General features: G+C 60.2%; 22 protein-coding genes. 10 read left to right on the top strand and 12 right to left on the bottom strand.

Translation table 11 applies throughout. From position 1 onward, the window contains the following. Window positions 1–39: 39 nt before the first annotated feature. The 5 genes from ACA057_RS30315 to ACA057_RS30295 form a co-directional block, all read right to left on the bottom strand. Window positions 40–783: a penicillin-binding protein activator LpoB gene (locus tag ACA057_RS30315; RefSeq protein ID WP_497344654.1), complete on the bottom strand. Its 744-nt coding sequence runs from the start codon at window positions 781–783 to the stop codon at window positions 40–42. Between the two features lie 3 nt (window positions 784–786). Further along, window positions 787–1374 carry a penicillin-binding protein activator LpoB gene (lpoB, locus tag ACA057_RS30310; RefSeq protein ID WP_401355973.1) on the bottom strand — a complete coding sequence of 196 codons (588 nt, stop codon included), beginning with the start codon at window positions 1372–1374 and terminating at the stop codon, window positions 787–789. Window positions 1375–1413: 39 nt separating this feature from the next. Then, the gene (locus tag ACA057_RS30305; protein WP_497344652.1) at window positions 1414–1785 is read right to left on the bottom strand and encodes a YcfL family putative periplasmic lipoprotein; all 372 of its coding nucleotides are present in this window, start codon (window positions 1783–1785) and stop codon (window positions 1414–1416) included. Window positions 1786–1800: 15 nt separating this feature from the next. Continuing rightward, on the bottom strand, window positions 1801–3195 hold the full coding sequence (locus ACA057_RS30300) for a COG3014 family protein (protein WP_497344650.1): 1395 nt from the start codon (window positions 3193–3195) through the stop codon (window positions 1801–1803). A gap of 206 nt (window positions 3196–3401) precedes the next feature. Then, the gene (locus ACA057_RS30295) at window positions 3402–4802 is read right to left on the bottom strand and encodes a COG3014 family protein (RefSeq protein WP_497344648.1); all 1401 of its coding nucleotides are present in this window, start codon (window positions 4800–4802) and stop codon (window positions 3402–3404) included. Window positions 4803–4954: 152 nt separating this feature from the next. Here ACA057_RS30295 and ACA057_RS30290 point away from each other — a divergent pair, with 152 nt between their 5' ends. Both ACA057_RS30290 and ACA057_RS30285 read left to right on the top strand, forming a co-directional pair. Then, window positions 4955–6853 (top strand): FTR1 family protein, encoded by a 1899-nt coding sequence (locus ACA057_RS30290; protein ID WP_497344646.1) that lies wholly within the window; start codon window positions 4955–4957, stop codon window positions 6851–6853. Between the two features lie 106 nt (window positions 6854–6959). Continuing rightward, on the top strand, window positions 6960–7415 hold the full coding sequence (locus ACA057_RS30285; RefSeq protein ID WP_497344644.1) for a YaiI/YqxD family protein: 456 nt from the start codon (window positions 6960–6962) through the stop codon (window positions 7413–7415). A 116-nt stretch (window positions 7416–7531) separates the two neighbouring features. On the opposite strand, the gene elbB is transcribed toward ACA057_RS30285, so the two are convergent. Further along, window positions 7532–8200, bottom strand: a complete 669-nt coding sequence (gene elbB / locus ACA057_RS30280; protein WP_497344642.1) for an isoprenoid biosynthesis glyoxalase ElbB — start codon at window positions 8198–8200, stop codon at window positions 7532–7534. A 116-nt stretch (window positions 8201–8316) separates the two neighbouring features. Between elbB and ACA057_RS30275 the strand changes: the two genes are divergently transcribed. Next, window positions 8317–9552, top strand: a complete 1236-nt coding sequence (locus tag ACA057_RS30275; RefSeq protein WP_497344640.1) for a sterol desaturase family protein — start codon at window positions 8317–8319, stop codon at window positions 9550–9552. Here the strand turns inward: ACA057_RS30275 and ACA057_RS30270 are convergent. After that, complete coding sequence (locus tag ACA057_RS30270; protein WP_497344638.1) at window positions 9533–10156, bottom strand: DedA family protein; 624 nt, start codon at window positions 10154–10156, stop codon at window positions 9533–9535. The genes ACA057_RS30275 and ACA057_RS30270 overlap by 20 nt on opposite strands. Before the next feature lie 208 nt (window positions 10157–10364). On the opposite strand from ACA057_RS30270, the gene hemB reads away from it, so the two are divergent. Both hemB and ppk1 read left to right on the top strand, forming a co-directional pair. Further along, window positions 10365–11378, top strand: coding sequence for a porphobilinogen synthase (hemB, locus tag ACA057_RS30265; RefSeq protein ID WP_008150323.1), 1014 nt, complete (start codon window positions 10365–10367; stop codon window positions 11376–11378). Between the two features lie 18 nt (window positions 11379–11396). Then, a complete protein-coding gene (gene ppk1 / locus ACA057_RS30260) occupies window positions 11397–13619 on the top strand; it encodes a polyphosphate kinase 1 (RefSeq protein WP_497344636.1) in 2223 nt (740 codons plus the stop codon). Between the two features lie 164 nt (window positions 13620–13783). On the opposite strand, the gene ppx is transcribed toward ppk1, so the two are convergent. The 5 genes from ppx to ACA057_RS30235 all read right to left on the bottom strand — a co-directional run bounded on the left by ppx (window position 13784) and on the right by ACA057_RS30235 (window position 18341). Beyond that, the gene (gene ppx / locus ACA057_RS30255) at window positions 13784–15286 is read right to left on the bottom strand and encodes an exopolyphosphatase (protein WP_497344634.1); all 1503 of its coding nucleotides are present in this window, start codon (window positions 15284–15286) and stop codon (window positions 13784–13786) included. 208 nt (window positions 15287–15494) lie between these two features. Continuing rightward, a complete protein-coding gene (locus ACA057_RS30250) occupies window positions 15495–16232 on the bottom strand; it encodes an amino acid ABC transporter ATP-binding protein (protein WP_497344632.1) in 738 nt (245 codons plus the stop codon). Beyond that, window positions 16219–16869 (bottom strand): amino acid ABC transporter permease, encoded by a 651-nt coding sequence (locus ACA057_RS30245; RefSeq protein WP_497344630.1) that lies wholly within the window; start codon window positions 16867–16869, stop codon window positions 16219–16221. The genes ACA057_RS30250 and ACA057_RS30245 overlap by 14 nt, the downstream gene beginning before the upstream one ends. After that, window positions 16866–17534: an amino acid ABC transporter permease gene (locus ACA057_RS30240; RefSeq protein WP_497344628.1), complete on the bottom strand. Its 669-nt coding sequence runs from the start codon at window positions 17532–17534 to the stop codon at window positions 16866–16868. Before ACA057_RS30240 ends, ACA057_RS30245 begins: the two co-directional genes overlap by 4 nt. A gap of 21 nt (window positions 17535–17555) precedes the next feature. Further along, entirely contained in the window at window positions 17556–18341 is a 786-nt protein-coding gene (locus ACA057_RS30235; RefSeq protein ID WP_497344626.1) for a transporter substrate-binding domain-containing protein, read from the bottom strand. A 256-nt stretch (window positions 18342–18597) separates the two neighbouring features. On the opposite strand from ACA057_RS30235, the gene ACA057_RS30230 reads away from it, so the two are divergent. The 5 genes from ACA057_RS30230 (at window position 18598) to ACA057_RS30210 (ending at window position 23838) form a co-directional block, all read left to right on the top strand. After that, window positions 18598–19305, top strand: coding sequence for a FadR/GntR family transcriptional regulator (locus ACA057_RS30230; protein ID WP_497344624.1), 708 nt, complete (start codon window positions 18598–18600; stop codon window positions 19303–19305). A gap of 120 nt (window positions 19306–19425) precedes the next feature. Then, window positions 19426–19755 carry a thioredoxin TrxA gene (gene trxA, locus ACA057_RS30225; RefSeq protein ID WP_003177349.1) on the top strand — a complete coding sequence of 110 codons (330 nt, stop codon included), beginning with the start codon at window positions 19426–19428 and terminating at the stop codon, window positions 19753–19755. A gap of 249 nt (window positions 19756–20004) precedes the next feature. Continuing rightward, entirely contained in the window at window positions 20005–21264 is a 1260-nt protein-coding gene (gene rho, locus ACA057_RS30220; protein WP_007942421.1) for a transcription termination factor Rho, read from the top strand. Window positions 21265–21403: 139 nt separating this feature from the next. After that, window positions 21404–22870: a 4-hydroxy-3-polyprenylbenzoate decarboxylase gene (gene ubiD / locus ACA057_RS30215; protein WP_059407230.1), complete on the top strand. Its 1467-nt coding sequence runs from the start codon at window positions 21404–21406 to the stop codon at window positions 22868–22870. Continuing rightward, window positions 22870–23838 (top strand): CDP-6-deoxy-delta-3,4-glucoseen reductase, encoded by a 969-nt coding sequence (locus tag ACA057_RS30210; RefSeq protein WP_497344621.1) that lies wholly within the window; start codon window positions 22870–22872, stop codon window positions 23836–23838. The genes ubiD and ACA057_RS30210 overlap by 1 nt, the downstream gene beginning before the upstream one ends. Window positions 23839–23947 lie beyond the last annotated feature (109 nt).

Below are 23947 nucleotides of genomic sequence, written 5' to 3'. Positions count from 1 at the left end.
CTACCGGTCGCCTTATCGTTCCCACGCTCTGAACGATTATCAGCGCAGAATAACCGGCGCTGTATCCTGCGGCAGGTTGTTGCGCTGCGGGGCTTGCCCCGGCTGCTCGTAACCGCCGCCGCCAAGCTGTTGGCTCAGTTGCGCAGCCACGTCTTCGCCCAACGCTTTGGACACATCACGCACCACCCGCGGGCGGTTCAGCGACACCTTGATATCCCGGCCATTCAGCAATTTGGTGTCCTGGCCTTCGCCCATCGCCGTGAACGCCGAGGTGATTTCGAACGTCCTGGTGTTGATCAGGCTGAAATCCGCCACAAGGGTCAAAGCCAGCACTGCCGAATAGCTGTCGGTATTGGCCAGTTCATTGATGTCGCGGGTGAAGTCGATGTCCGACACGGTACCGAACAGCACGTAATCCGCGCCCTTGAAGTTGCCGGCCTTGATCCGCTTGATCACATCATAGATGTCACCCTTGGACGAAGCGGTGTAAGGCGTGCCCTGAATCAGCTGGAACATACCGGTGCGCAGGATTTCACCCTTGATGTCGCCGGTGAATTTACGCAACTCGGTCTGCTCGATGTAGCTGGTCGTGGCTTCGATCTCGTTGTAGTTCGACGAGCCGCTGGCGCCGTAGTAGCTGTGGTTGTAGTTGTTCTGGGCCGAAACGATGTGGATGTACTGCTCCACCCGCTCCTGATACGCCAGGTCGGTCACTGCAACTTTCGGCGCCGCCTGCACGCTGAACGCGCAAGCCAGGGCCATGATGCCAATCCATGCGCGCATCGATTAACGCTCCGTGGTTTTGCGGATCTCTTTTTCGTCCATCCACTCGGCCAGACCGCTTTCAACGTCGATCAATTGCAGGCTGAATTTGTAGAAGACGTCCTTGTAGTCGCTGCTGCGCTTGACGATCGAGCTGATCGAACCTTCAAGACGGTATTGGGCAGCGATCATGTTGCCAGTCTTGGCCACCGTGCTCTTCTTGTACAGGCCGCTCTGGTTCTGCAGTTTGAGCTGGTCGACCTGGCTTTGCATCGCGGTATTGTCGCTGGCGAAACGGGCCACGCCCGTCTTCATCAGCTGAGTCTTGATGCTGGTGGTGATTTCGCGGGTGTCGATGTATTCGCTGGTCTTGTTCTTCACGTCGTAGACCTGAACCACCGGACGGCCGTGCAGGATGCCGGACTGGGCCAGGGAGCGGGTCATCGACTCGGCGATCATCTGCAGGTCGGTGGAACCGAACTCGTTGGTCACGGTTTCCACCGCCTTGGTGTCGCCGTAACTGATATTTTTGCTTCCCAGCGTTGGCGAAGTATTGGCGCAACCGCTGGCCAGAAGGGCCACCACGGCGATGAACGAAAAGCGTGCAAACATGGGAATGCTCTCTAGAACTGAACGAATAGGGTGTCAGGCTTAAGGCGTTTTGATTTCGAGACGGAAATCCACGGCTTTGGCCGTTGGCGCAATCGCCTGGATAAAGCTGGTCTGCTCGCCGTACATCAGCTGGCTCTTCCAGACTTCCTCTTCGGCGACGGGAAAGCCTTCAGGGCCGAGCCAGGCAAAGCGGTAGTAGAAGATTTTGTTGTTGTAGCTGGTGTTGCTCAGCTGCACATTGGCCGTCATGAAGCCGTTTTCCCGGGCGACGCGCATGGCGCCGACCACGATGTTCTTGAGCTTGCCCATGGCCACGACCTTGCTGGCAGCAGTGCCTGGCTCGGGTGGCGGCGGGGTGGCGCAGCCGGCCAGCAAGGCCAGGGCGACGACAGCGATGAGTTTGAAGCGCATGTAAAGACTCCGTTCTTAAGGTTTGAGGCTGGCGACAGCGGTCGGGTTGGCGCTCGGGATCACGTGCGCGGCCAGGCCACTGGCGAACACCTGATTGCCCACGGCGCGCAGGCTGACCACCTGGTAACGCTGATCGATGGTGACCTTGACCACCGAACCGCCCACGGCGCTCGGCAGCGTGACTTGGTGCTCGCCTTTCTTCAAGCGCAGACGCACCACTTGGGTGTTGTCCGGCAGGGTGCGCCATGTACGGGTATCGGCACCTTCGAGCACGGCTGAAGTGATACCGACCGCCAGGCCCGCCAGCGGGTTGGTTTCATTGATCTGCTTCTGCGCCACGCCACGGGTGATCGCCCGCACGGTGGTGCGCACGATGATCCCTGGCATGTCGTCACGCAATGCGCGGCGAGACATGGCGGTGGTGCTGTTGAGTTGCGTCAGGTTGAGCTGCTGGCCGTCCACGCCGATCTGGGCGAAAGTCGCGGTGGAGGCGTCAGCCTTGATGATCGGGAACGACAGTGGGGTGATCACCACGTTGTTGCTGATCGGCAACGGCAGCGGAATGCGGATCGAATCACGCGCCGGTGCCAGACCGCTTTGCACGACAATCAGGATGTCGCTGTCTTCTTCCTTGCCACTTGGCTTGTCGAGGTTAACCAGTGCCTGTTCCAGCAGCGGAGTGTTGGGGCGCAGCTCGGCGGCTTTGCGATAACCCGGTGCGGCCAGGCCTTTTTCGCCCAGGGCCTCATACACAAACCCGGACAGGTAATGGCTGAACGCACTCTGGTAGCTGTTTTTCAGGCCAACCACTTCTGGCGCATCAAGGCTGGCGACCGGGTAACCCTGCAAATCCTTGTACTGGGTTTTGACGCCTTCTTTCTCGGCTTGCTCTTCGCTCTTGAGATATTCCTTGTCGCGCAGCTCAGCGATCAGCGCTTCTCGTTCGTGAGTCTTCTTGATGGCGGTGCGCGCACCGTCGAAGTCGTTCACCGCCAGCAGGTTGAGCGCCATTTGCGTGGTCAGCATGACTTTTTCATAGTCATAACCTTCGTAGCGACGGACTTTGTCGTTGACCACGAAACTGCCGAATTGGGCGAGGTACTTGCCGGTGTCCAGCTTGACCGAATCCTCCCACTTGCCCACCACTTGATCGGCGCTGCTCCAGGCATTCTGGCTGCCGGACAAATCACCCTTGGCGCGCAGCAGTTCACCTTTCTCAAAGTAATAGAGCAGGTCTTTGTCTGCGCCGGTGTTGTTCTTTTCCAGCAGGGTCAGCGCGGCATCGACGTTACCAGCGGCCAGTTGCTGGTTGGTCTGGGCCAGTTCGGAGTCGTAATTGCGAAATGCCGAACAGCCGGAAAGCAAGGTGACGGCGCTGAGCGCGATCGACGTTAGGGCGCGGGATGCCATAGGGTGTTTCTTCCCTGAATGAAAGCAGCCGCAAATGCTGGTCGGGCTGATAGGACCTACTGGCGGAAAGCTGGCTTCCTGCCAATTCCTCACTACAAGAGGAGCTTCAAATGCCGCATCGCATTAGCGAGGGCGCGGCATTATAAGCAAGAATGCTGGCCAAGTAGTGGCTTTTTGATTCTGTTTTTAGGGTGCTGTGCCATTACTTATTTCAAGCCGGATACCACGCGGCTTCCAGGCGCGTTGGAGGGCTCGAAGGCCACCCCATTGTGGAAAATCTGCTGACCCAGGGCCCGCAGACCGATGACTTGATGGTTTTGGTCGACGCGGAATTTCAGTGGCTCGGCGCCCGGCGTATTGGGCAGGCTAATCAGGTGTTGGCCTTTTTTCAGGCGCAGGCGTGTCACCAGGGTGATGTTGGGCAGCGTGCGCCAGGTGCGGGTGTCCGCATGCTCAAAACCATCGTGCTGGGTCACATACGAGGCTTTGCTCGGATCGCGTCGGTTGTCTGTGCCCTGGACGGAAGCCGCCAGGTAGGCGCGATAGGCCGTGCGTTGAATGATGCCCGGCATGTCGTCCCGCAGCGTGCGCAGCGACATATCGGTGATGCTGTTGACGGCAATCAGTGGCTGTTTGCGACCGTCGATATTCACTTGCGTGAAGGCCGGCGTCGAGGTGTCGGGAACCATGACCGGAAACGACACGTTGGCGACAATCACCTGATTGTCCTCCAGGCGTACCGGGTAAGGCACGCGAACCGAGCTGCGCGCCGGCGCCAGGCCGCTTTGCACTATGATCAACACGTCGCTTTCATCAGCCTTGGCCCTGGGTTTATCGAGGTCGCGCAACGCCTGTTCGAAGAAGGGCACGTCGGGCCGCAACTCGATGGCCTGGCGATAACCGGGGGCGGCGAGATCCCGCTCACCCAGTGCTTCATAAGTAAACCCGGCCAGGTAGTGACTGAACGCACTTTGATAGCCGTTTTTCAGCGCGATGACGGCAGGTGCGTCAAGGGTGGTCACCGGGTAGCCCTGAAGATCCTTGTAATGAACCCGCGCACCCTGCGCCTTGGCTTTTTCTTCGAGCCGCTCGTATTCCTTTTCCCGTTGACGGGCAATGAGTGCTTCACGTTCATGGGTTTTTTTGATGTCGGCCCGTGCGCCATCGAAGTCATTGAGCGCCAATTGGTTTAACGCCATTTGCGTGGTCAGCATGACTTTTTCGTAGTCGTACCCGTCATAGCGACGCAGTTTGTCGTTGATGATGCTGCCCCAGTGATTGCCCATCGCGGCCAGCAATTGGTCGCCGGTGGTCTCGAGGGTGTCCTGGCGTTCAATGATCCGTTGCTCGGCACTGCGCCAGGCGACCTGACTTTGCGGCAGCGCCCCTTCGGCGCTCAGCACTGCGCCCTTCTCGAAGTAATAAAGCAGATCCTTTTCTTCTCCAGGATTGTGCAGTTCGATCAAGGAAAGCGCGCCAGCAGGATTGCCCGATTTCAACTGATCGGTGGTTTGCTGCAGTTCAAGGTCGTAGTTGCGGTAGGCGGCGCAACCGGTCAGTTGCAGGACAAGGCTTACCAGCAATAAAGAACGGAGGCGGGCGCGCATGAGCAATGATTCTTCCCTGAATGGAGGCGGTGGATAGTGGCAAATGGCTGCTAACTGTACACGCCGTTACGCAGGAAACTCCAACAAAGCTTGAGTGAAAGTCATTGGGAGTGAACAATGTGTTACTTCGTATTTCCAATTGAGATTCATTCATGACTGCCCCGTCCCGTTTACTGGCCTGGCTGGTGTTCCCGCTGTTTGCCTTGTGCAGTTTCAACCTGCTGGCCGACACCGTGGAAGGCGCGCCGCAAGCGCTGCATTTGCTCGATTACATTGGCGCTGACTACCCGGAATCGGTGCAAGCGGGTACGGTCATCAACGAGACGGAATACCGCGAGCAGCTGGAATTCATCAAGGTCCTGCAAGGCTTGATTGCCGCCCTGCCAGCCAAACCGGAAAAGCCCGGGCTGGAGCAGGGCGCCACTGCGCTGCGCAACGCGATCACCGCACGTCAGGATGGCGCTGACATCACCCGCCAGGCCCGTCAGCTCGGCGCGAAGCTGGCTGTCGCCTATGAAGTCAGCCAGGCACCGATCATTACCCCGGACCCGACGCGTGGTGCGCCGTTGTACGCGCAACACTGCTCGGTTTGCCACGGCGATGCGGGGGCTGGCGATGGCCCGGCAGGTGTCGGCTTGACGCCGCCACCGGCCAATCTGCGTGACGCGGCGCGTCTGGATCACCTCAGCCTCTACGCGATCTACAGCACTTTGGGCCTCGGCGTCGAAGGCACCGACATGCCGGCCTTCGCCGATCAACTCGACGACCGTCAACGCTGGGACCTGGCGACGTACATCGCCAGCTTCAGCGCCGACCCGGCTGCCGCATCCTCCGAAAAAACCTACAACATCGCTGACCTCGCCCGTCAGACGCCGGCCGAAGTGCAGGCTACCGACGGCCCGCAAGCGGCGGCGACGTTCCGTACCCAGCGTGCGCAACCGCCGCAGGTCAAGCGTGGCCCGGCACAGCTGCTCGACTACACCGCTGCCACGCTGGACAAAAGCGTCGCGGCTTACCGTGCTGGCGACCACGATCAGGCCTACGACCTGTCGGTGGCGGCGTACCTGGAAGGTTTCGAACTGGTCGAGAGCTCCCTGGACAACGTCGACGCCAACGTACGCAAAGACACTGAAAAATCCCTGATGGCTTACCGTCAGTCGTTGCAGGACGGTTTGCCGGTGGCCCAGGTCCAGGAACGTCTGGACGCGGCCAAGGCCAAGTTGAAAGCGTCCGCCGGCTTGTTGGGCAGCGATGGCTTGAGCTGGTCGCTGAGCTACATCTCCGGCCTGCTGATTCTGCTGCGCGAAGGCCTGGAAGCGATTCTGGTACTGGCGGCGATCCTCGCGTTCCTGCGCAATACCGGCCAGCAATCGGCGGTGCGCAGCGTCAACGTCGGTTGGGGCCTGGCGCTGTTGGCCGGCTTGGCGACCTGGGCGCTGGCGGCGTATGTGATCGATGTCAGCGGCTCGCAACGCGAATTGCTCGAAGGTGCGACGGCGTTGTTTGCGGCGGTGATGGTGCTCTGGCTCGGCGTGTGGATGCACGACCGCCGTCACGCCGCGGCCTGGCAGGATTACATCAAGAGCAGCCTGGTGGGCGGCGGGGGACGCTTCGGCTTTGCGACGCTGGCGTTCTTCTCGGTGTATCGTGAATTGTTCGAAGTGATCCTGTTCTACGAAACCCTGTGGTTGCAGGCAGGCCCTTCGGGCCATAACGCGGTGCTGGCCGGTGGTGCGACGGCGTTGGTGTTGCTGGTTGGTCTGGCCTGGGTGATCTTGCGCGGCTCGGCGAAATTGCCGTTGTCGTTGTTCTTCAGCATCAACGCCGGTTTGCTGTGCGCGTTGTCGGTGGTGTTCGCCGGGCACGGGGTGAAGGCGTTGCAGGAAGCCGGGATCTTCGGCACACGGCCGGTGCCGTTCTTTGACTTCGACTGGCTGGGGATTCACGCGGATGCGTATTCGTTAAGTGCTCAGGCCGTGGCGATCATTGCGATCATCGTGCTGTATAGCCGCAGTCGGATGGCTGAGAAGCGCCGGGTGCAGGTTTCTTAAAGCATTCGCTGCGCTCACATTCGCGGGCAAGCCCGCTCCTACAGGTTTAGCGTTAACCTTGTGGGAGCGGGCTTGCCCGCGATGCTTTTCAACAGAGGAAAACACAATGCGTGTCTGGATCGATGCCGACGCCTGCCCGCGGGCGGCCAAGGATCTGGTGGTGAAGTTCGCCCTCAAACGTCAATTCGAAGTGGTGCTGGTGGCCGGCCAGCCGCAAATCAAGCCGGGGCTGGCCTTGGTGAAGCTGATCGTGGTGCCCAGTGGCCCGGATGCGGCAGACGACTACCTGGTGGAACACGCCGTGCCCGGCGAATTGGTGATCTGCAGCGACGTGCCGCTGGCCGACCGGCTGGTGAAGAAGGGCGTTTCAGCGCTGGACCCTCGGGGCAAGGAGTTCGATGCGCAGAACATGGGCGACAGGCTGGCCGTGCGTAACCTGTTCACCGATTTGCGTGAACAGGGTCAGATGAGCGGCGGCCCGGCGCCGTTTGGTGAGCGCGAGAAGCAGGCGTTTGCCAACTCGCTGGACCGAATACTCACGCGGCTAACCCGCAAAACCTGAGCCTTGCATAGAACCCTGTGGGAGCGAGCCTGCTCGCGATGGGGCCCTCAAATTCACCATTGATGTCGACAGATGGGCCGCCATCGCGAGCAGGCTCGCTCCCACATTAGTTCGCGTTACACATCATTTTCGTGGGTCAGTTCGAGCACGCGGTCGACCAGTTTGTTGATGCCCGACGCCGCTTCGCTGATCGATTGCGCCAGCATGTAAGCCGGGGTGCTCACCAGTTTGCGCGCCTTGTCTTCGACGATCTCGCTCACCGCGCAGTCGGTGTGAGTGGCGCCCATCTTGTTCATGGCCGCAGCCGTATCGGCGTCGTTGCCAATGGTGCAGGTCACGCCCGGCCCATAGATCTTCGCCGCCAGCGCCGGCGAGATGCAGATCAGCCCGACCGGTTTACCCGCCTCGGCAAACGCTTCCGCCAGTGCCAGCACTTCCGGTTGCACGGTGCAGCTGGCGCCTTCGATGGCGAAGTTCGACAGGTTCTTGGCCGCGCCGAAACCACCGGGCACGATCAACGCATCAAAGTCTTCGACGTCCGCTTCGCGGATGTCCTTGATGTTGCCCCGGGCGATCCGCGCCGACTCCACCAGTACGTTGCGTGACTCGGGCATTTCTTCGCCGGTCAGGTGGTTGATCACATGCAACTGCGCGATATTCGGTGCGAAACACTGCACCTGAGCGCCGCGTTGGTCCAGACGCAACAGGGTAATCACGCTTTCGTGGATCTCGGCGCCGTCGTAGACGCCACAGCCGGAAAGGATCACTGCAATTTTTTTGCTCATGGGCTTTTCTCCAGATTCATGGCGTTAAATGTCCACTAATTTGTCACTCGTTGCCATAGGGTTAATTCACGGCTACACCTAGCATCTGTCCTCAAGATTCCGACTCAGGGCGCGTCATGGACTTCATTCTGTATGCGGTGCCGTTTTTCTTTGTGCTGATTGCCGTCGAACTGCTGGCGGATCGTTGGCGCGGAGTGAGCAATTATCGCGTGGCCGACGCGATCAACAGCATCAGCACCGGCGTGTTGTCCACCACCACCGGCCTGTTGACCAATGGCGTGGGCCTTGTGACCTATGCGTTTGCCCTCAAGCACCTGGCGCTGTTCGAACTCTCGGCTGACCGTGTTTGGGTCTGGGTATTCGCCTTTGTCCTGTACGACTTCTGCTACTACTGGCTGCATCGCATGGGCCACGAGCGCAACATCCTCTGGGCGGCGCATTCGGTGCATCACCAGAGTGAGGACTACAACCTTTCCACGGCGTTGCGCCAGACCAGTACCGGGTTCCTGTTGAGCTGGATTTTCTACCTGCCGATGGCCGTGCTCGGTGTGCCGCTGCTGGTGTTCATCAGCGTTGCGTCGCTGAACCTGCTCTACCAGTTCTGGGTGCATACCCGGCACATTCCCAAGCTCGGCTGGTTCGAGTGGTTCTTCGTCACGCCTTCCAATCATCGGGCTCACCATGCACAGAACGCTCTCTACATGGATCGCAACTACGGCGGGGTGTTCATTATTTGGGACCGTCTATTTGGCTCGTTCCAGGAAGAGGACGACAACGAGCCGGTGATTTTCGGCGTCACCACGCCGCTGGCGAGCTGGAACCCGGTGTGGGCGAACGTGCAGTTCTACGCGCAGTTGTGGGCCGATGCGCGACGTGCCGAAAGCACCTGGGACAAGCTGCGGATCTGGTTCATGCGCACCGGTTGGCGGCCGGCGGACGTGGCGGCCAAGTACCCGATGAGCAAGCCGGACCTGAGTCAGTTCCGTAAATTCGAAGTGCCACTGGACGGGCGTCAGCAGCTGTATGTCGCCTTGCAGTTTTGCGCCTACATCGCGCTGGGCAGCTATTTGATGAACCTGGAGCCGAGTTTGCCGACCGGCGCATTAGTGCTCGGCTGGAGTGCAGTGGCGTTGGGCTTGTTTGTGCTGGGCGTGGCCTTGGAGAATCGCCCGTGGGCGCTGAAGCTGGAGCTGCTGCGGCTGGCATCGAATGTGCCGCTGGTGTGGCTCGCGCCGATGGTCGGCCTGTGGCCGGCCAGCGCGGTGGGCTGGGTCGGCCTGATCAGTTACAGCCTGCTCAGCGGCATCGGCCTTTACTGCTGCCGAAACCGATTCACTCGGTTGGCGTCTTAGTCTCGGCGGCCTTGGCCAGCTCGGCCTGTTCCTCGGCGTATATCTTCTTCGCCAGACGGGCATTCTTGAAACGCCGACGCAGCCACAGGACAAAGCCCAGCACCAGCAAGGCGCCGAGCACCCACAGCTCGTATTTCTTGACGCTGCCGAGCATGCCTTCCAGCACTGCCCCGAAGTGATAAGCGGCGGCCGCCAGCGCACTCGCCCAGATCGCCGCGCCAATCCCGTTCAGCAGCAGATACCGGCCCGGCGGATAACCCGACAAACCGATCGCCACCGGCATCACCGTGCGCAGGCCATAAACGAAGCGGAAGCTCAGCACCCAGATGTCCGGATGCTTGCGGATGTGTTCCAGCGCTCGGTCGCCCATCAATTGCCAGCGCGGTTTGCGTGCCAGCAACTTGCGGCCGTGCTTGCGTCCCAGGAAGTACCAGAGCTGGTCGCCGGCATAACTGCCGCAGAACGCCACGACCACCACCAGGTTGATGTCCATGTATCCACGGAACGCGAGGAAGCCTGCGAGCACCAGAATGGTTTCGCCTTCGAAGAACGTGCCTAGGAAAAGGGCAAAGTAGCCGAAGTCATGCAGAAATTGTTGGAGCATTGTCTGGGTGCTGGCGAAATGAACGCGCAGCCTAACCCTTCGTGCACATTCATGAAAGTGTCCAAATGTGTCTCGACGTGAACATTTCCTACAAGGACAATGGAATGCGACTACCTCTCGCAGGGGTGCACATAACTGTAATACGACCGTCATAATGGTCGCTTATAACTGTCACGCTCGCCCGCCAGCGCGGGCTCTGGAGTCTGCCGTGAGCTTTACCCCCGCCAATCGTCTGTTTCCTGCAACCCGCCTGCGTCGCAACCGCCGTGATGATTTCTCGCGTCGATTGGTCCGTGAAAACGTTTTGACCGTTGATGACTTGATCCTGCCAGTGTTCGTGCTGGACGGTGAAAACCGTCGTGAAGCGGTGGCCTCGATGCCCGGTGTTGAACGCCTGACCATCGACCTGTTGCTCGAAGAAGCGGCCAAGTGGGTCGAGTTGGGAATTCCAGCCCTCGCGCTGTTCCCGGTGACGCCACCGGAGCTGAAGTCGCTGGACGCCGCCGAAGCCTGGAACCCCAACGGTATCGCCCAGCGCGCCACCCGCGCCTTGCGTGCGCAGTTCCCTGAACTGGGTGTGATCACCGACGTCGCCCTCGACCCGTTCACCACCCACGGACAGGACGGTATCCTTGATGAAGAAGGCTACGTGCAGAACGACATTACCGTCGACGCACTGGTCAAGCAGGCCCTGTCCCATGCCGAAGCCGGCGCTCAGGTGGTGGCCCCGTCGGACATGATGGACGGTCGCATCCAGGCGATTCGCGAAGCCCTCGAGCTGGCCGATCACGTCAACGTGCGGATCATGGCCTACTCGGCAAAGTACGCCAGCGCCTATTACGGCCCGTTCCGCGATGCGGTCGGTTCGGCGCTGAACCTGGGCAAGGCCAACAAGGCCTCCTATCAGATGGACCCGGCCAACAGCAACGAAGCCTTGCACGAAGTGGCGGCGGACTTGTCAGAAGGCGCGGACATGGTCATGGTCAAGCCAGGCATGCCGTATCTGGACATCCTCTACCGGGTCAAAGAAGAATTTAAAGTGCCGACCTTTGTTTATCAGGTCAGCGGTGAATACGCCATGCACATGGCGGCAATCCAGAATGGCTGGTTGAGCGAAGGGGTTATCCTCGAATCCCTGACCGCTTTTAAACGTGCAGGCGCTGATGGCATCCTGACTTACTTTGCCGTTCGTGCTGCTCAATTGTTACGAGAGCAAAAATAGCCCTCCCAGGAACATTCGATGAATACCGAAGGACTCACTGACGTTGCCGTAAAAGATGCTCAACCCGTGGTCGAGCAAATCGCCGAAACCCCGCCGGAACTGGAGCCTGCTCCACCCGCGGTGGTCGCGGAGCCTGTTGCGGCGGCGCCGGCGATTGCCATTCCCGGCCTGGATGACAGCAGCCTGTACATCCATCGCGAGCTCTCGCAACTGCAGTTCAACATCCGCGTGCTGGAACAGGCGCTGGATGAGTCCTACCCGTTGCTGGAGCGCCTGAAGTTCCTGCTGATCTTCTCCAGCAACCTGGACGAGTTCTTCGAGATCCGCGTGGCGGGCCTGAAGAAGCAGATCACCTTCGCCCGTGAACAGGCCGGCGCCGATGGCCTGCAACCGCACCAGGCCCTGGCCCGGATCAGCGAGCTGGTGCACGGCCACGTCGACCGTCAGTACGCGATCCTCAACGACATTCTGTTGCCGGAACTGGAAAAACATCAGGTCCGCTTCATCCGTCGGCGTCACTGGACCACCAAGCTCAAGACGTGGGTCCGCCGTTATTTCCGTGACGAGATCGCACCGATCATCACCCCGATCGGCCTCGACCCGACGCACCCGTTCCCGTTGCTGGTGAACAAGAGCCTGAACTTCATCGTCGAGCTCGAAGGTATCGACGCCTTCGGTCGCGATTCCGGTCTGGCGATCATCCCGGCTCCGCGCCTGTTGCCACGGGTTATCAAGGTGCCGGAAGAAGTCGGCGGCCCTGGCGACAACTATGTATTCCTGTCGTCGATGATCCACGCTCACGCCGATGACCTGTTCCAGGGCATGAAGGTCAAGGGCTGCTACCAGTTCCGCCTGACCCGAAACGCCGACCTTTCCGTCGACACCGAAGACGTGGAAGACCTGGCCCGCGCCCTGCGCGGCGAGTTGTTCTCCCGTCGCTACGGTGACGCGGTGCGCCTGGAAGTCGCCGACACGTGCCCGAAACACCTGTCCGACTACTTGCTCAAGCAGTTCAACCTGCACGAGACCGAGCTGTACCAGGTCAACGGTCCGGTCAACCTGACCCGCCTGTTCAGCATCACCGGCCTGGACAGCCAGCGCGAGCTGCAATACCTGCCGTTTACGCCGCAGATCCCGAAACTGCTGCAAAACAGCGAGAACGTTTTCAGCGTGATCAGCAAGCAGGACATTCTGCTGCTGCACCCGTTCGAGTCGTTTACCCCGGTGGTCGACTTGCTGCGCCAGGCAGCCAAGGACCCGCACGTATTGGCGGTTCGTCAGACCCTGTACCGCTCCGGTGCCAACTCGGAAATCGTCGACGCGCTGGTCGATGCGGCGCGTAACGGTAAAGAGGTCACCGCGGTGATCGAATTGCGTGCGCGGTTCGACGAAGAGTCCAACCTGCAACTGGCCAGCCGTCTGCAAGCGGCGGGTGCGGTGGTGATCTACGGCGTGGTCGGCTTCAAGACCCACGCCAAGATGATGCTGATCCTGCGTCGCGAGGCCGGTGAGATTGTCCGTTACGCCCACTTGGGTACCGGCAACTACCACGCGGCCAACGCCCGTTTGTACACCGACTACAGCCTGCTGACATCCGACGATGCCTTGTGTGAAGACGTCGGCAAACTGTTCAGCCAGTTGATCGGCATGGGCAAGACGTTGCGCATGAAGAAGCTGCTGCATGCGCCGTTCACATTGAAAAAGGGCATGCTCGACATGATTGCCCGCGAGACGCAGTTCGCGCTCGACGGCAAACCGGCGCACATCATCGCCAAATTCAACTCGCTGACCGATCCGAAGATCATCCGCGCGCTGTACAAGGCCAGTCAGTCCGGGGTGCGTATCGATCTCGTGGTGCGTGGCATGTGCTGCCTGCGTCCGGGCATTGCCGGCGTGTCGCACAACATCCACGTGCGCTCGATCATCGGGCGCTTCCTGGAACACACCCGGGTCTTCTACTTCCTCAACGGCGGTGACGAACAGATGTTCCTGTCCAGCGCCGACTGGATGGAGCGCAACCTCGACAAGCGCGTCGAGACTTGCTTCCCGGTCGAGGGCAAGAAGCTGATCATGCGGGTCAAGAAAGAGCTGGAGCTGTACCTCACCGATAACACCCACAGCTGGAGCCTGCAGTCGGACGGTCGCTACATCCGCAACACGCCGACCGGCAATCAGAACCCGCGCAGCGCCCAGGCGACGCTGCTGGAGCGTTTGGGCAGCCCGATCCTGGCTGTTCGTTAACACAAGACGGATACAAAAAATGGCGATCCCTGCGGATCGCCATTTTTGTTTCCATCGCAGCCCCCTGTAGGAGCACAGCTTGCTGGCGAAGGCGTCAGCGAGATCGCCTTCGCCGGCAAGCCGTGCTCCTACAGGACCGTGTTCGGCAAATGCATACCCGTGTGTCAGCGCACGGTCAGGACGAAACCAACCCGGGTCAGCCATTCCGCTTCAAGCGCGAAGTCGGCCTGGGTCAGCTGGTTTTCGTCCAGCCAGTTTTCCGGGAACTGCACATCGAGGCTGTCGCCATTGGCATGCAGCACGACCTGAGGCATTTCCTGGGTGCCGCGAATGTGATGGAACAGGATCGCAAAGCGCAGCAGCACGCACAGGCGAATCAGCTTGATGCCTTCGTCGCCAAAATCGGCAAACCGGTCCCGGGGAATATTGCGCCGGTGACCGCGCACCAGCAGCGCGAGCATCAGTTGGTCTTCGCGGGAGAATCCCGCCAGGTCCGAATGCTCGATCAGGTAGGAGCCGTGCTTGTGATACTGATAGTGCGCGATGTCCAGGCCCACTTCATGGACCTTGGCCGCCCAGCCGAGCAGCTCACGCCAGACGCCATCATCCAGGTCCCAATCCTCGGCAACCTGATCGAAGGCATGCAGCGCTTTACGCTCGACCCGCGCCGCTTGTTCCAGATCGACGTGATAACGCTCCATCAGCGAGCTGAGGGTGCGCTCACGGACGTCTTCGTGATGATGACGGCCCAGTAGATCGTAAAGCACGCCTTCGCGCAGGGCGCCTTCACAGTGGTCCATGCGTTGCAGTTCGAGGGCGTCGAAGATGGCTTCGAGAATCGCCAGACCGGCGGGGAAGATTGCCCGGCGGTCGGGCTTGATGCCTTCGAAGTCGATCTTTTCGACGTCGCCGAGCTTGATCAGTTTGCGCTTGAGCCAGGCCAGGCCTGGGGCGTTGACTTCACCTGCACCGTGACCGCCGGCCTTCAGCGCCAGGCCGATGGCGCGAATGGTGCCCGAGGAGCCGATGGCTTCATCCCAGGTCAGGCGGTGGAGGGCGTGTTCGATGCTCATGATCTCCAGCCGCGCCGCGGTGTACGCCTGGGCGTAGCGGGCCGGGGTGATCTTGCCGTCCTTGAAATAGCGCTGGGTGTAGCTGACGCAGCCCATTTGCAGGCTTTCGCGCAGCAGCGGCTCGAAACGCTGGCCGATGATGAATTCAGTACTGCCGCCGCCGATGTCGGCCACCAGGCGCTTGCCCGGGGTGTCGGCGAGGGTGTGGGAGACGCCGAGGTAGATCAGGCGCGCTTCTTCACGGCCGGAGATGACTTCCACCGGGTGACCGAGGATGTCTTCGGCGCGGCGGATGAATTCGCCACGGTTGCGGGCTTCACGCAGGGCGTTGGTGCCGACGATCCGCACGGCGCCAGTCGGCATACCGTTGATCAGTTGGGCAAAACGCTTCAGGCAATCGAGCCCGCGCTGCATGGATTCTTCACTGAGCTTGCGCTCATCGTCGATGCCGGCGGCCAGCTGAACCTTCTCCCCGAGTCGTTCGAGAATACGGATTTCGCCGTTCTGGGCCTTGGCCACGACCATGTGAAAGCTGTTGGAGCCCAGGTCGATTGCGGCGATCAGGGACAGATTCTTGGCTTGGGATTGCGGCATGGTCAGGGGGTCTCGGTCGATAACCTCGACATCGTGCCACGATCAAACGCTGACGCCAACGCGCAGTGTTCAAAGCCTTGATCCTGCGCAGTTAAGTCGGTGACCGCTGCGCGGTCAATCGCTAGCAGGCTAGCTCCCACATTGGAATGCGTCCCCCTGTGGGAGCTAGCCTGCTAGCGATGATGGCCTTAAAGACACTGAGGTTGTTTCAGGCTGTGGCTTCAACCGTCCCAATGAAATTCGCCAGCTCCGCCGTCTGCGGACTGGCAAACAAAACTTTCGGATCCCCCACCTCATGCACCTTGCCCTGATGCATGAACACCAACTTGTCCCCCACTTCCCGGGCAAAACGCATTTCATGGGTGACCATGATCAGCGTCATGCCTTCCCTGGCCAGCTGCCGAACCACGCTCAGCACTTCGTTGACCAGTTCCGGGTCCAGCGCCGAGGTGATCTCATCGCACAGCAACACCTTCGGCGACATCGCCAGCGCCCGGGCAATCGCTACCCGTTGCTGCTGCCCGCCGGACAGCCGATCCGGGAAGGCATCGAATTTCTCCCCCAGCCCGACCCGCTCGAGCATCTGCCGCGCAAGTTCGGCAGCTCTGGCCTTGGGTACTTTCTGCACCACTTGCGGCGCGAGCATCACGTTCTCGCCCACGGTCAGGTGCGGGAACAGGTTGAACTGCTGGAACACCATCCCGACTTTCTGCCGCAAGCTGCGCAGGTCGGCGCGGGCGGCATCGAGGTATTCGCCATCGACTTCGATCACGCCGTCGTTGATCGACTCCAATCCATTGAGCGTGCGCAGCAAGGTCGATTTGCCCGAGCCGCTGCGGCCGATGATCGCCACCACCTGGCCTTCCTCGACGCTGAGGTCGATGCCTTTGAGTACGTGATGGTCGCCGTAATATTTATGCAGGGCCGAAATTCTAAGCAGAGGCATGCAGTCTCCTTTCCAGGTAGCGCGCACTGAGGGACAAGGGGTAGCAGAGCAGGAAGTAACCGAGGGCCACCAGGCCGTAGACCATGAACGGTTCGAAGGTCGCGTTGGCGAGCATGCCGCCGGTCTTGGTCAGTTCGGTGAAGCCGATGATCGAGGTAACGGCGGTGCCTTTCACCACCTGCACCGAGAAACCCACGGTCGGCGCCACGGCGATGCGCAAGGCTTGCGGCAGGATCACGTAGCGCAGTTGCTCCAGCGGGTTGAGCGCCAGGCTCGACGAGGCTTCCCACTGGCCGTTGGGAATCGACTCGACGCAACCGCGCCAGATCTCCGCCAGGTACGCGCTGGTGAACAGCGTCAGGGCAATCGCCGCCGCCATCCACGGCGAAATCTCCACCCCGGCCAACGCCACGCCAAAGAACACCAGAAACAGCTGCATCAACAGCGGCGTGCCCTGGAACAGTTCGATGTAGGTGCGGGCAACGCTGCGCGGCAGGGACTTTTTCGAAATGCGCATGACCATGATCAGCAACCCGATCAGCCCACCGCCGATAAACGCCACCAGCGACAGTGCCAAGGTCCATTGCAGGCCGGTGAGCAGGTTGCGCACGACGTCCCAAAAGGTGAAATCGCTCATTGGCTGCTCCTGGAAATGTAGCGGCGACCGATCCAGTTCAGTAGCTGGCGGATCAGCAACGCCATGCACAGGTAGATCAGCGTGGTCAGGGCGTAGGTTTCAAAAGCACGGAAGTTGCGCGACTGAATGAAGTTGGCGGCGAAGCTCAGCTCTTCCGTGGCGATCTGCGAACAGACCGCCGAACCGAGCATGACGATGATGATCTGGCTGCTCAACGCGGGCCAAACCTTGCTCAACGCTGGCAGTAGCACCACGTGGCGAAAAGCTTCGAAGCGCGTCATCGCCAACGCGGCGGCGGCTTCCAGCTGCCCTCGGGGGATCGCTTGGATGCCGGCGCGGATGATCTCGGTGGAATAAGCGCCGAGGTTGATCACCATCGCCAGCACCGCCGACTGCCATTCGGAAATCTGCACGCCGAGGGACGGCAGGCCGAAGAAGATGAAAAACAACTGCACCAGAAACGGTGTGTTGCGGATCAACTCCACGTAGACCCCGAACATCGCCGAGAACGGGCGAATGTTCCACGCCCGCACCAGCGCCCCGACGATGCCCAGGCCCACGCCGAACACCGCGCCGATGGCCGTCAGTTCAAGGGTGAACAGCGCACCGCGCAGCAGCAGGTCGGTGTTTTGCACCACCGGTAGAAAGTCGAACTGATACGCCATATCAAATCTCCCGAGCGTCGATCAGAGATCGGCCGGCAGCGGTTCTTTGAGCCAGGTCTGGGAGTTCTTCTCCAGCGCACCGTCGGTCTTGGCGGTAGCGAGGATTTCGTTGACCTTGCCCAGCAGCGCCGGCTCGTTCTTGTTCACGCCGACGTAGACCGGCGAATCCTTGAGCTTCACTTTCAGCGCCGGCACGCGTTTTGGGCTGCGCTCACTGATCGCTACCATCACCACGTTGCCGCTGGCGATCAGGTCGACTTGCCCGGCGAGGTAGGCGGCGATGGTCGAGTTGTTGTCTTCGAAGCGCTTGATGGTGACGCCTTCGGGGGCGACTTTGCTCAGCTCGATGTCTTCGATGGCACCACGGGTAACGCTGACGGTTTTGCCCTTGAGGTCGTCCAGGCTTTTGATGTTGGCGTCTGGCGGGCCGAACACGGCGAGGTAGAAGGGCGCATAGGCGCGGGAGAAGTCGATGACTTTCTCGCGCTCGGGGTTCTTGCCGAGGCTGGAAATCACCAGGTCGACCTTGCCGGTGGTCAGGAACGGGATGCGGTTGGTGCTGTTGACCGGCGTCAGTTCGAGTTTGACCTTGAGCTGATCGGCCAGCAGTTTGGCCGTATCGATATCGAGGCCGCGCGGCTTCATGTCCGGGCCGACCGAGCCGAAGGGCGGGAAATCCTGAGGCACCGCCACCTTGAGGACGCCGCGCTTGACCACATCCTCCAGACCGTCGGCGTGGGCGGGCGCCTGGCTCAGCATTAGGCTGGCAAACAGGGCGGCGAGGAGGGCGCTGTAACGCTGGGTCATGGCAAATCTCCGAATCGGCGAGAAGTGATTTCTGCGGATCGACAGAGCACGGGCCATGCCAAGATCGGTTTTCGGGGTGCGCAGGCCGCGGTTTTATTGGGATTTGTCGGTCTTACTGGTCTGAACAGTCAGGTGGTGTTTCGCACCCCGATAGCGCATCGCCGGATGTCACCGAACCCCCATGGGGCACGACTTGCCGGGCGTCGCGAATAGCTTTACAACTAACCGCTCATTGGCCTGGTTCGTCTGAAAAACCATGAACTCGATCTCTCGCGCCGTACCTGAAGTGGCGCTGCAAGCCATCCGCAAACTGATCACCGAACAGGGTTTCGGGCCGGGGGATGCCTTGCCCTCGCAACGGGACCTGGCCGTGCAATTGGGGGTGAGTCGGGCGTCGCTGCGCGAGGCTTTATCGTCACTGAGTGCGCTGGGTGTCATCAGCATCCAGCCGGGCAAGGGTGTGTTTGTGCAATCGCCGGTGGACTTGCCACGGTCCGATGCCGCGCTCAGTTGGCCATTCGCGGCCCAGGCGTCGCCGCTGGACATCTTCCAGTTGCGTTATGCCCTGGAAGGCTTTGCTGCGGGGCTGGCGGCCGTGACGTTGAGTACGTTTGAACTCGATGCCCTGGAGGACAACGTCGCCGCCATGCGTAACGAACTGAAGGCTGGTGATTTCGATGCAGCGGCGCGGCTGGATTTCGAATTCCACCGGCGCATCCTGCTGGCCAGCGGCAATCAGGCGATGCTGAGCATCCTCAGCGCGAGCGCCGAGATCTTCCTGGAGAGTCAGAAACTACCGTTCATCCGGGCCGAGCGGGCCATGGAAACCTGGCAGGAGCACCGCAAAATCCTCCGTGCACTGGCGCGGCGGGCGTCCGGCGCGGCGCAGAAGGCCATGCACGAGCATGTGCGTAATGCCGCGTTGCGCACCGGAATTGCCTTCGTCGCTCCCGCCACCTCCTGACTTGAGCTATACCCAAACTCATGGACCACCATAGCGAGACTCAATCATCTGCGGCTTCCTGAACGCGGGAAGGGCGGCTATGATGGGCCACGTTTTTTTGCTTACAACCTGGAGACTTCCATGAGCAGCGATCTTATCAAACACGTTAGCGACGCTAGCTTCGAGGCCGACGTACTCAAGGCCGAAGGCGCTGTATTGGTCGACTACTGGGCTGAATGGTGCGGCCCTTGCAAAATGATCGCTCCTGTTCTGGACGAAATTGCCGAGACCTACAAAGGCAAGCTGACCATTGCCAAACTGAACATCGACGAGAACCAGGAAACACCGGCCAAGCATGGCGTGCGTGGTATCCCGACTCTGATGCTGTTCAAGAACGGCAACGTTGAAGCGACCAAGGTCGGCGCACTGTCGAAGTCGCAACTGGCTGCTTTCCTCGACGCCAACATCTAAGCGTCGCTGTAAAGTGTCCGAAAAAAGGCCCCGCATATTGCGGGGCTTTTTCGTTATAGAGGGCTAGACGCTCCGAAACTCAGGTGGTACATTCGGCCCCGCACTGGTTTCTCCATTGCCCCCTGCTAGCCGTCGCCGACGCACTCCTTTTCGAATAAGTACGCGATCCTGTCGCCTTCTCTGCGGCGCGGCCTCATTAAGCCAAAAGCTTAATTTCCCCCCCTCCATAAATGATTACGTCATTCCTATATGAATCTGACTGAACTCAAGCAAAAGCCGATTACCGAACTGCTCGAATTGGCCGAACAGATGGGCATAGAAAATATGGCCCGTTCGCGCAAGCAGGACGTGATTTTCTCCCTGCTCAAAAAGCACGCGAAAAGCGGCGAGGAAATCTCCGGTGATGGCGTGCTGGAGATTCTCCAGGACGGCTTCGGCTTCCTGCGCTCCGCTGACGCTTCCTATCTTGCCGGCCCGGACGATATTTACGTCTCGCCTAGCCAGATCCGCCGTTTCAACTTGCGCACCGGTGACACCATCGTTGGCAAGATCCGCCCTCCGAAGGAAGGCGAGCGTTATTTCGCGCTGCTCAAGGTCGACACGATCAACTACGATCGTCCCGAGAACGCGAAAAACAAGATTCTCTTCGAGAACCTGACCCCGCTGTTCCCGACCGTGCGCATGAAGATGGAAGCCGGCAACGGTTCCACTGAAGACTTGACCGGTCGTGTGATCGACCTGTGCGCCCCGATCGGCAAAGGCCAGCGCGGTCTGATCGTTGCACCGCCGAAAGCCGGTAAAACGATCATGCTGCAGAACATCGCGGCCAACATCGCGCGTAACAACCCTGAAGTTCATCTGATCGTCTTGCTGATCGACGAACGTCCGGAAGAAGTGACCGAAATGCAGCGCACCGTGCGCGGCGAAGTGGTTGCCTCGACGTTCGACGAGCCGCCAACCCGCCATGTGCAGGTTGCCGAAATGGTGATCGAGAAGGCCAAGCGCCTGGTCGAGCACAAGAAAGACGTGGTGATCCTGCTCGACTCCATCACCCGTCTGGCTCGCGCCTACAACACCGTGATCCCGAGCTCCGGCAAAGTGCTCACCGGTGGTGTCGATGCCCACGCCCTGGAGAAACCGAAACGTTTCTTCGGCGCCGCGCGGAACATCGAAGAAGGCGGTTCGCTGACCATCATCGCCACCGCGCTGGTTGAAACCGGCTCGAAGATGGACGAAGTGATCTACGAAGAATTCAAAGGCACGGGCAACATGGAACTGCCGCTGGATCGCCGTATCGCTGAAAAACGCGTCTTCCCGGCCATCAACATCAACCGTTCCGGCACCCGCCGCGAAGAGTTGCTGACGGCCGACGACGAGTTGCAGCGCATGTGGATCCTTCGCAAGTTGCTGCACCCGATGGACGAAATCGCTGCCATCGAGTTCCTGGTCGACAAGTTGAAAACGACCAAGACCAACGATGAGTTCTTCCTGTCGATGAAACGCAAGTAAGTCGAATAGGCCAAGAAGCCGGGGAAACCCGGCTTTTTGCTATCTGATTTTTGATCAATCGCCAGTTCGAGGTTCTGAACAGCGGGGTTCGGCGCTAAACTGCCACCCCCGAACGGCACGGCCAATACGAGGCTCACGCATGCAGTATCGCGACTTGCGCGACTTTATCAGCGGCCTGGAAAAGCGCGGCGAACTCAAGCGCATCCAGGTTCCGGTGTCCCCAGTGCTCGAAATGACCGAGGTCTGCGACCGCACGTTGCGCGCCAAAGGCCCGGCCCTGCTATTCGAAAACCCTACCGGCTATGACATTCCCGTGCTCGGCAACCTGTTCGGCACCCCCGAGCGCGTTGCGTTGGGCATGGGTGCAGAAGCGGTCAGTGAACTGCGCGAGATCGGCAAGCTGCTGGCCTTCCTCAAGGAACCCGAGCCGCCCAAAGGCCTGAAAGACGCCTGGTCGAAACTGCCGATCTTCCGCAAGATCATCGCCATGGCGCCGAAAGTCGTCAAAGACGCGATCTGCCAGGAAGTGGTCATCGAAGGCGACGACGTCGACCTAGCGATGCTGCCGGTGCAGACCTGCTGGCCCGGCGACGTCGGCCCGCTGATCACCTGGGGCCTGACTGTCACCAAAGGTCCGAACAAGGATCGCCAGAACCTCGGCATCTACCGTCAGCAAGTGATCGGCCGCAACAAGGTCATCATGCGCTGGCTGAGCCACCGTGGCGGCGCGCTGGATTATCGCGAGTGGTGCGAGAAACATCCGGGCCAACCGTTCCCGGTGTCCGTGGCGTTGGGCGCTGACCCGGCGACCATTCTCGGTGCGGTGACGCCGGTGCCGGACAGCCTGTCCGAATACGCCTTCGCCGGTCTGCTGCGCGGCAACCGCACCGAACTGGTGAAGTGCCGTGGCAACGACCTGCAAGTGCCGGCCACCGCCGAGATCATTCTTGAAGGCGTGATCCATCCGGGTGAGATGGCCGATGAAGGTCCGTACGGCGACCACACCGGCTACTACAACGAAGTCGACAGCTTCCCGGTGTTCACCGTCGAGCGCATCACCCACCGGATCAAACCGATTTATCACAGCACCTACACCGGCCGTCCGCCGGATGAGCCGGCGATTCTCGGCGTGGCGCTGAACGAAGTGTTCGTGCCGATCCTGCAGAAGCAGTTCCCCGAGATCACCGACTTCTACCTGCCGCCCGAAGGCTGCTCGTACCGCATGGCCATCGTGACCATGAAGAAGTCGTATCCCGGCCATGCCAAGCGGGTAATGCTCGGTGTCTGGTCGTTTTTGCGACAGTTCATGTACACCAAGTTCGTTATCGTCTGTGATGACGATATCAATGCACGCGACTGGAACGACGTGATCTGGGCCATCACCACGCGCATGGACCCCAAGCGCGACACGGTGATGATCGACAACACGCCGATCGACTACCTCGACTTCGCCTCGCCGGTTTCCGGCCTGGGTTCGAAGATGGGGCTCGATGCCACGCATAAATGGCCGGGCGAAACCACCCGCGAGTGGGGCCGGGTCATCGTCAAGGACGAAGCCGTGACCCAACGGATCGATGCCATCTGGAATCAGTTAGGAATAGATTGATGCGTGTAACCTTGCAGCCCTCCGGAGCAGTGCTAGAGATTCTGCCCGGCGAGCGGATTCTCGATGGCGCACGGCGTCTGGGCTATGAATGCCCGCAAAGCTGTCGCAATGGTAATTGCCACGTGTGTTGCGCGCTGCTGGTGGAAGGGCGCGTCGAGCAGGCCGGCGATGTGCGCGACCATGGCGAGTTCTACACTTGCATAGCAGAGCCGCTGGAAGACTGCATCGTGCTGTGGGATGGCGTGCTCGCGCTGGGAGAACTGCCGGTGCGCAGCTTGTCGTGTCAGGTCATTGAATGCAGGGACGTCGGCGGCGATACCTGGCGCGTGCGTTTGCGCGCACCGGCAGGCAAACCGCCGCGCTATCACGCGGGTCAGTACCTGATGATCGAACGGGAAAACGGCGAGAAATCCGCGTTCTCCCTGGCCTCGGCGCCGCATGGCGGGCGTGACCTGGAAATCCATGTGCTGGCGCGCGAAAGCAGTGCGCTGAGCCTGATCGAGCAGCTTCAGCGCAACTCGATGGTGCGGATCGAAATGCCGTTCGGCGATACCCACCTGGCGGAACTGCCGGCCGGTCCGCTGGTGCTGATTGCCGCTGGCACCGGCATGGGCCAGATCCACAGTTTGATCGAACATTGCCGCGCGACGGGCTTCAAACATCCGGTGCATCTGTATTGGGGCGTGCGCCGTCCTGAAGACTTTTATGACATTGAGCATTGGGATGAATGGCTGAAACTGCCCAACCTGTTCCTGCATAAAGTCGTCAGCGATCAATGCGGCTGGCAGGGGCGCTGCGGCATGTTGCATGAAGCGGTGTGTGAAGACTTCCCTGACCTGAAAGCCCTGCACGTCTACGCCAGCGGCTCACCGGCGATGGTCTACGGCACGCTGGACGCGTTGGTCGAAGCCGGGATGGATGCCCATCAGATGCGCGCCGACGTGTTTGCGTACGCGCCGCGATCTTGATCCGCGATCTTGATCCACGATCTTGATCGTTATAACCCTCTATATAGCCGATCGGTATTTATATATTTATATAAATACCGATAGGTTATATGTCACCCAGGCAATCAGT

It is taken from the genome of Pseudomonas sp. LBUM1661 (genome assembly GCF_059695925.1).
The sequence above is the reverse complement of the archived record's forward strand: the minus strand, read 5'-3'. Positions and strand labels throughout refer to the sequence as shown.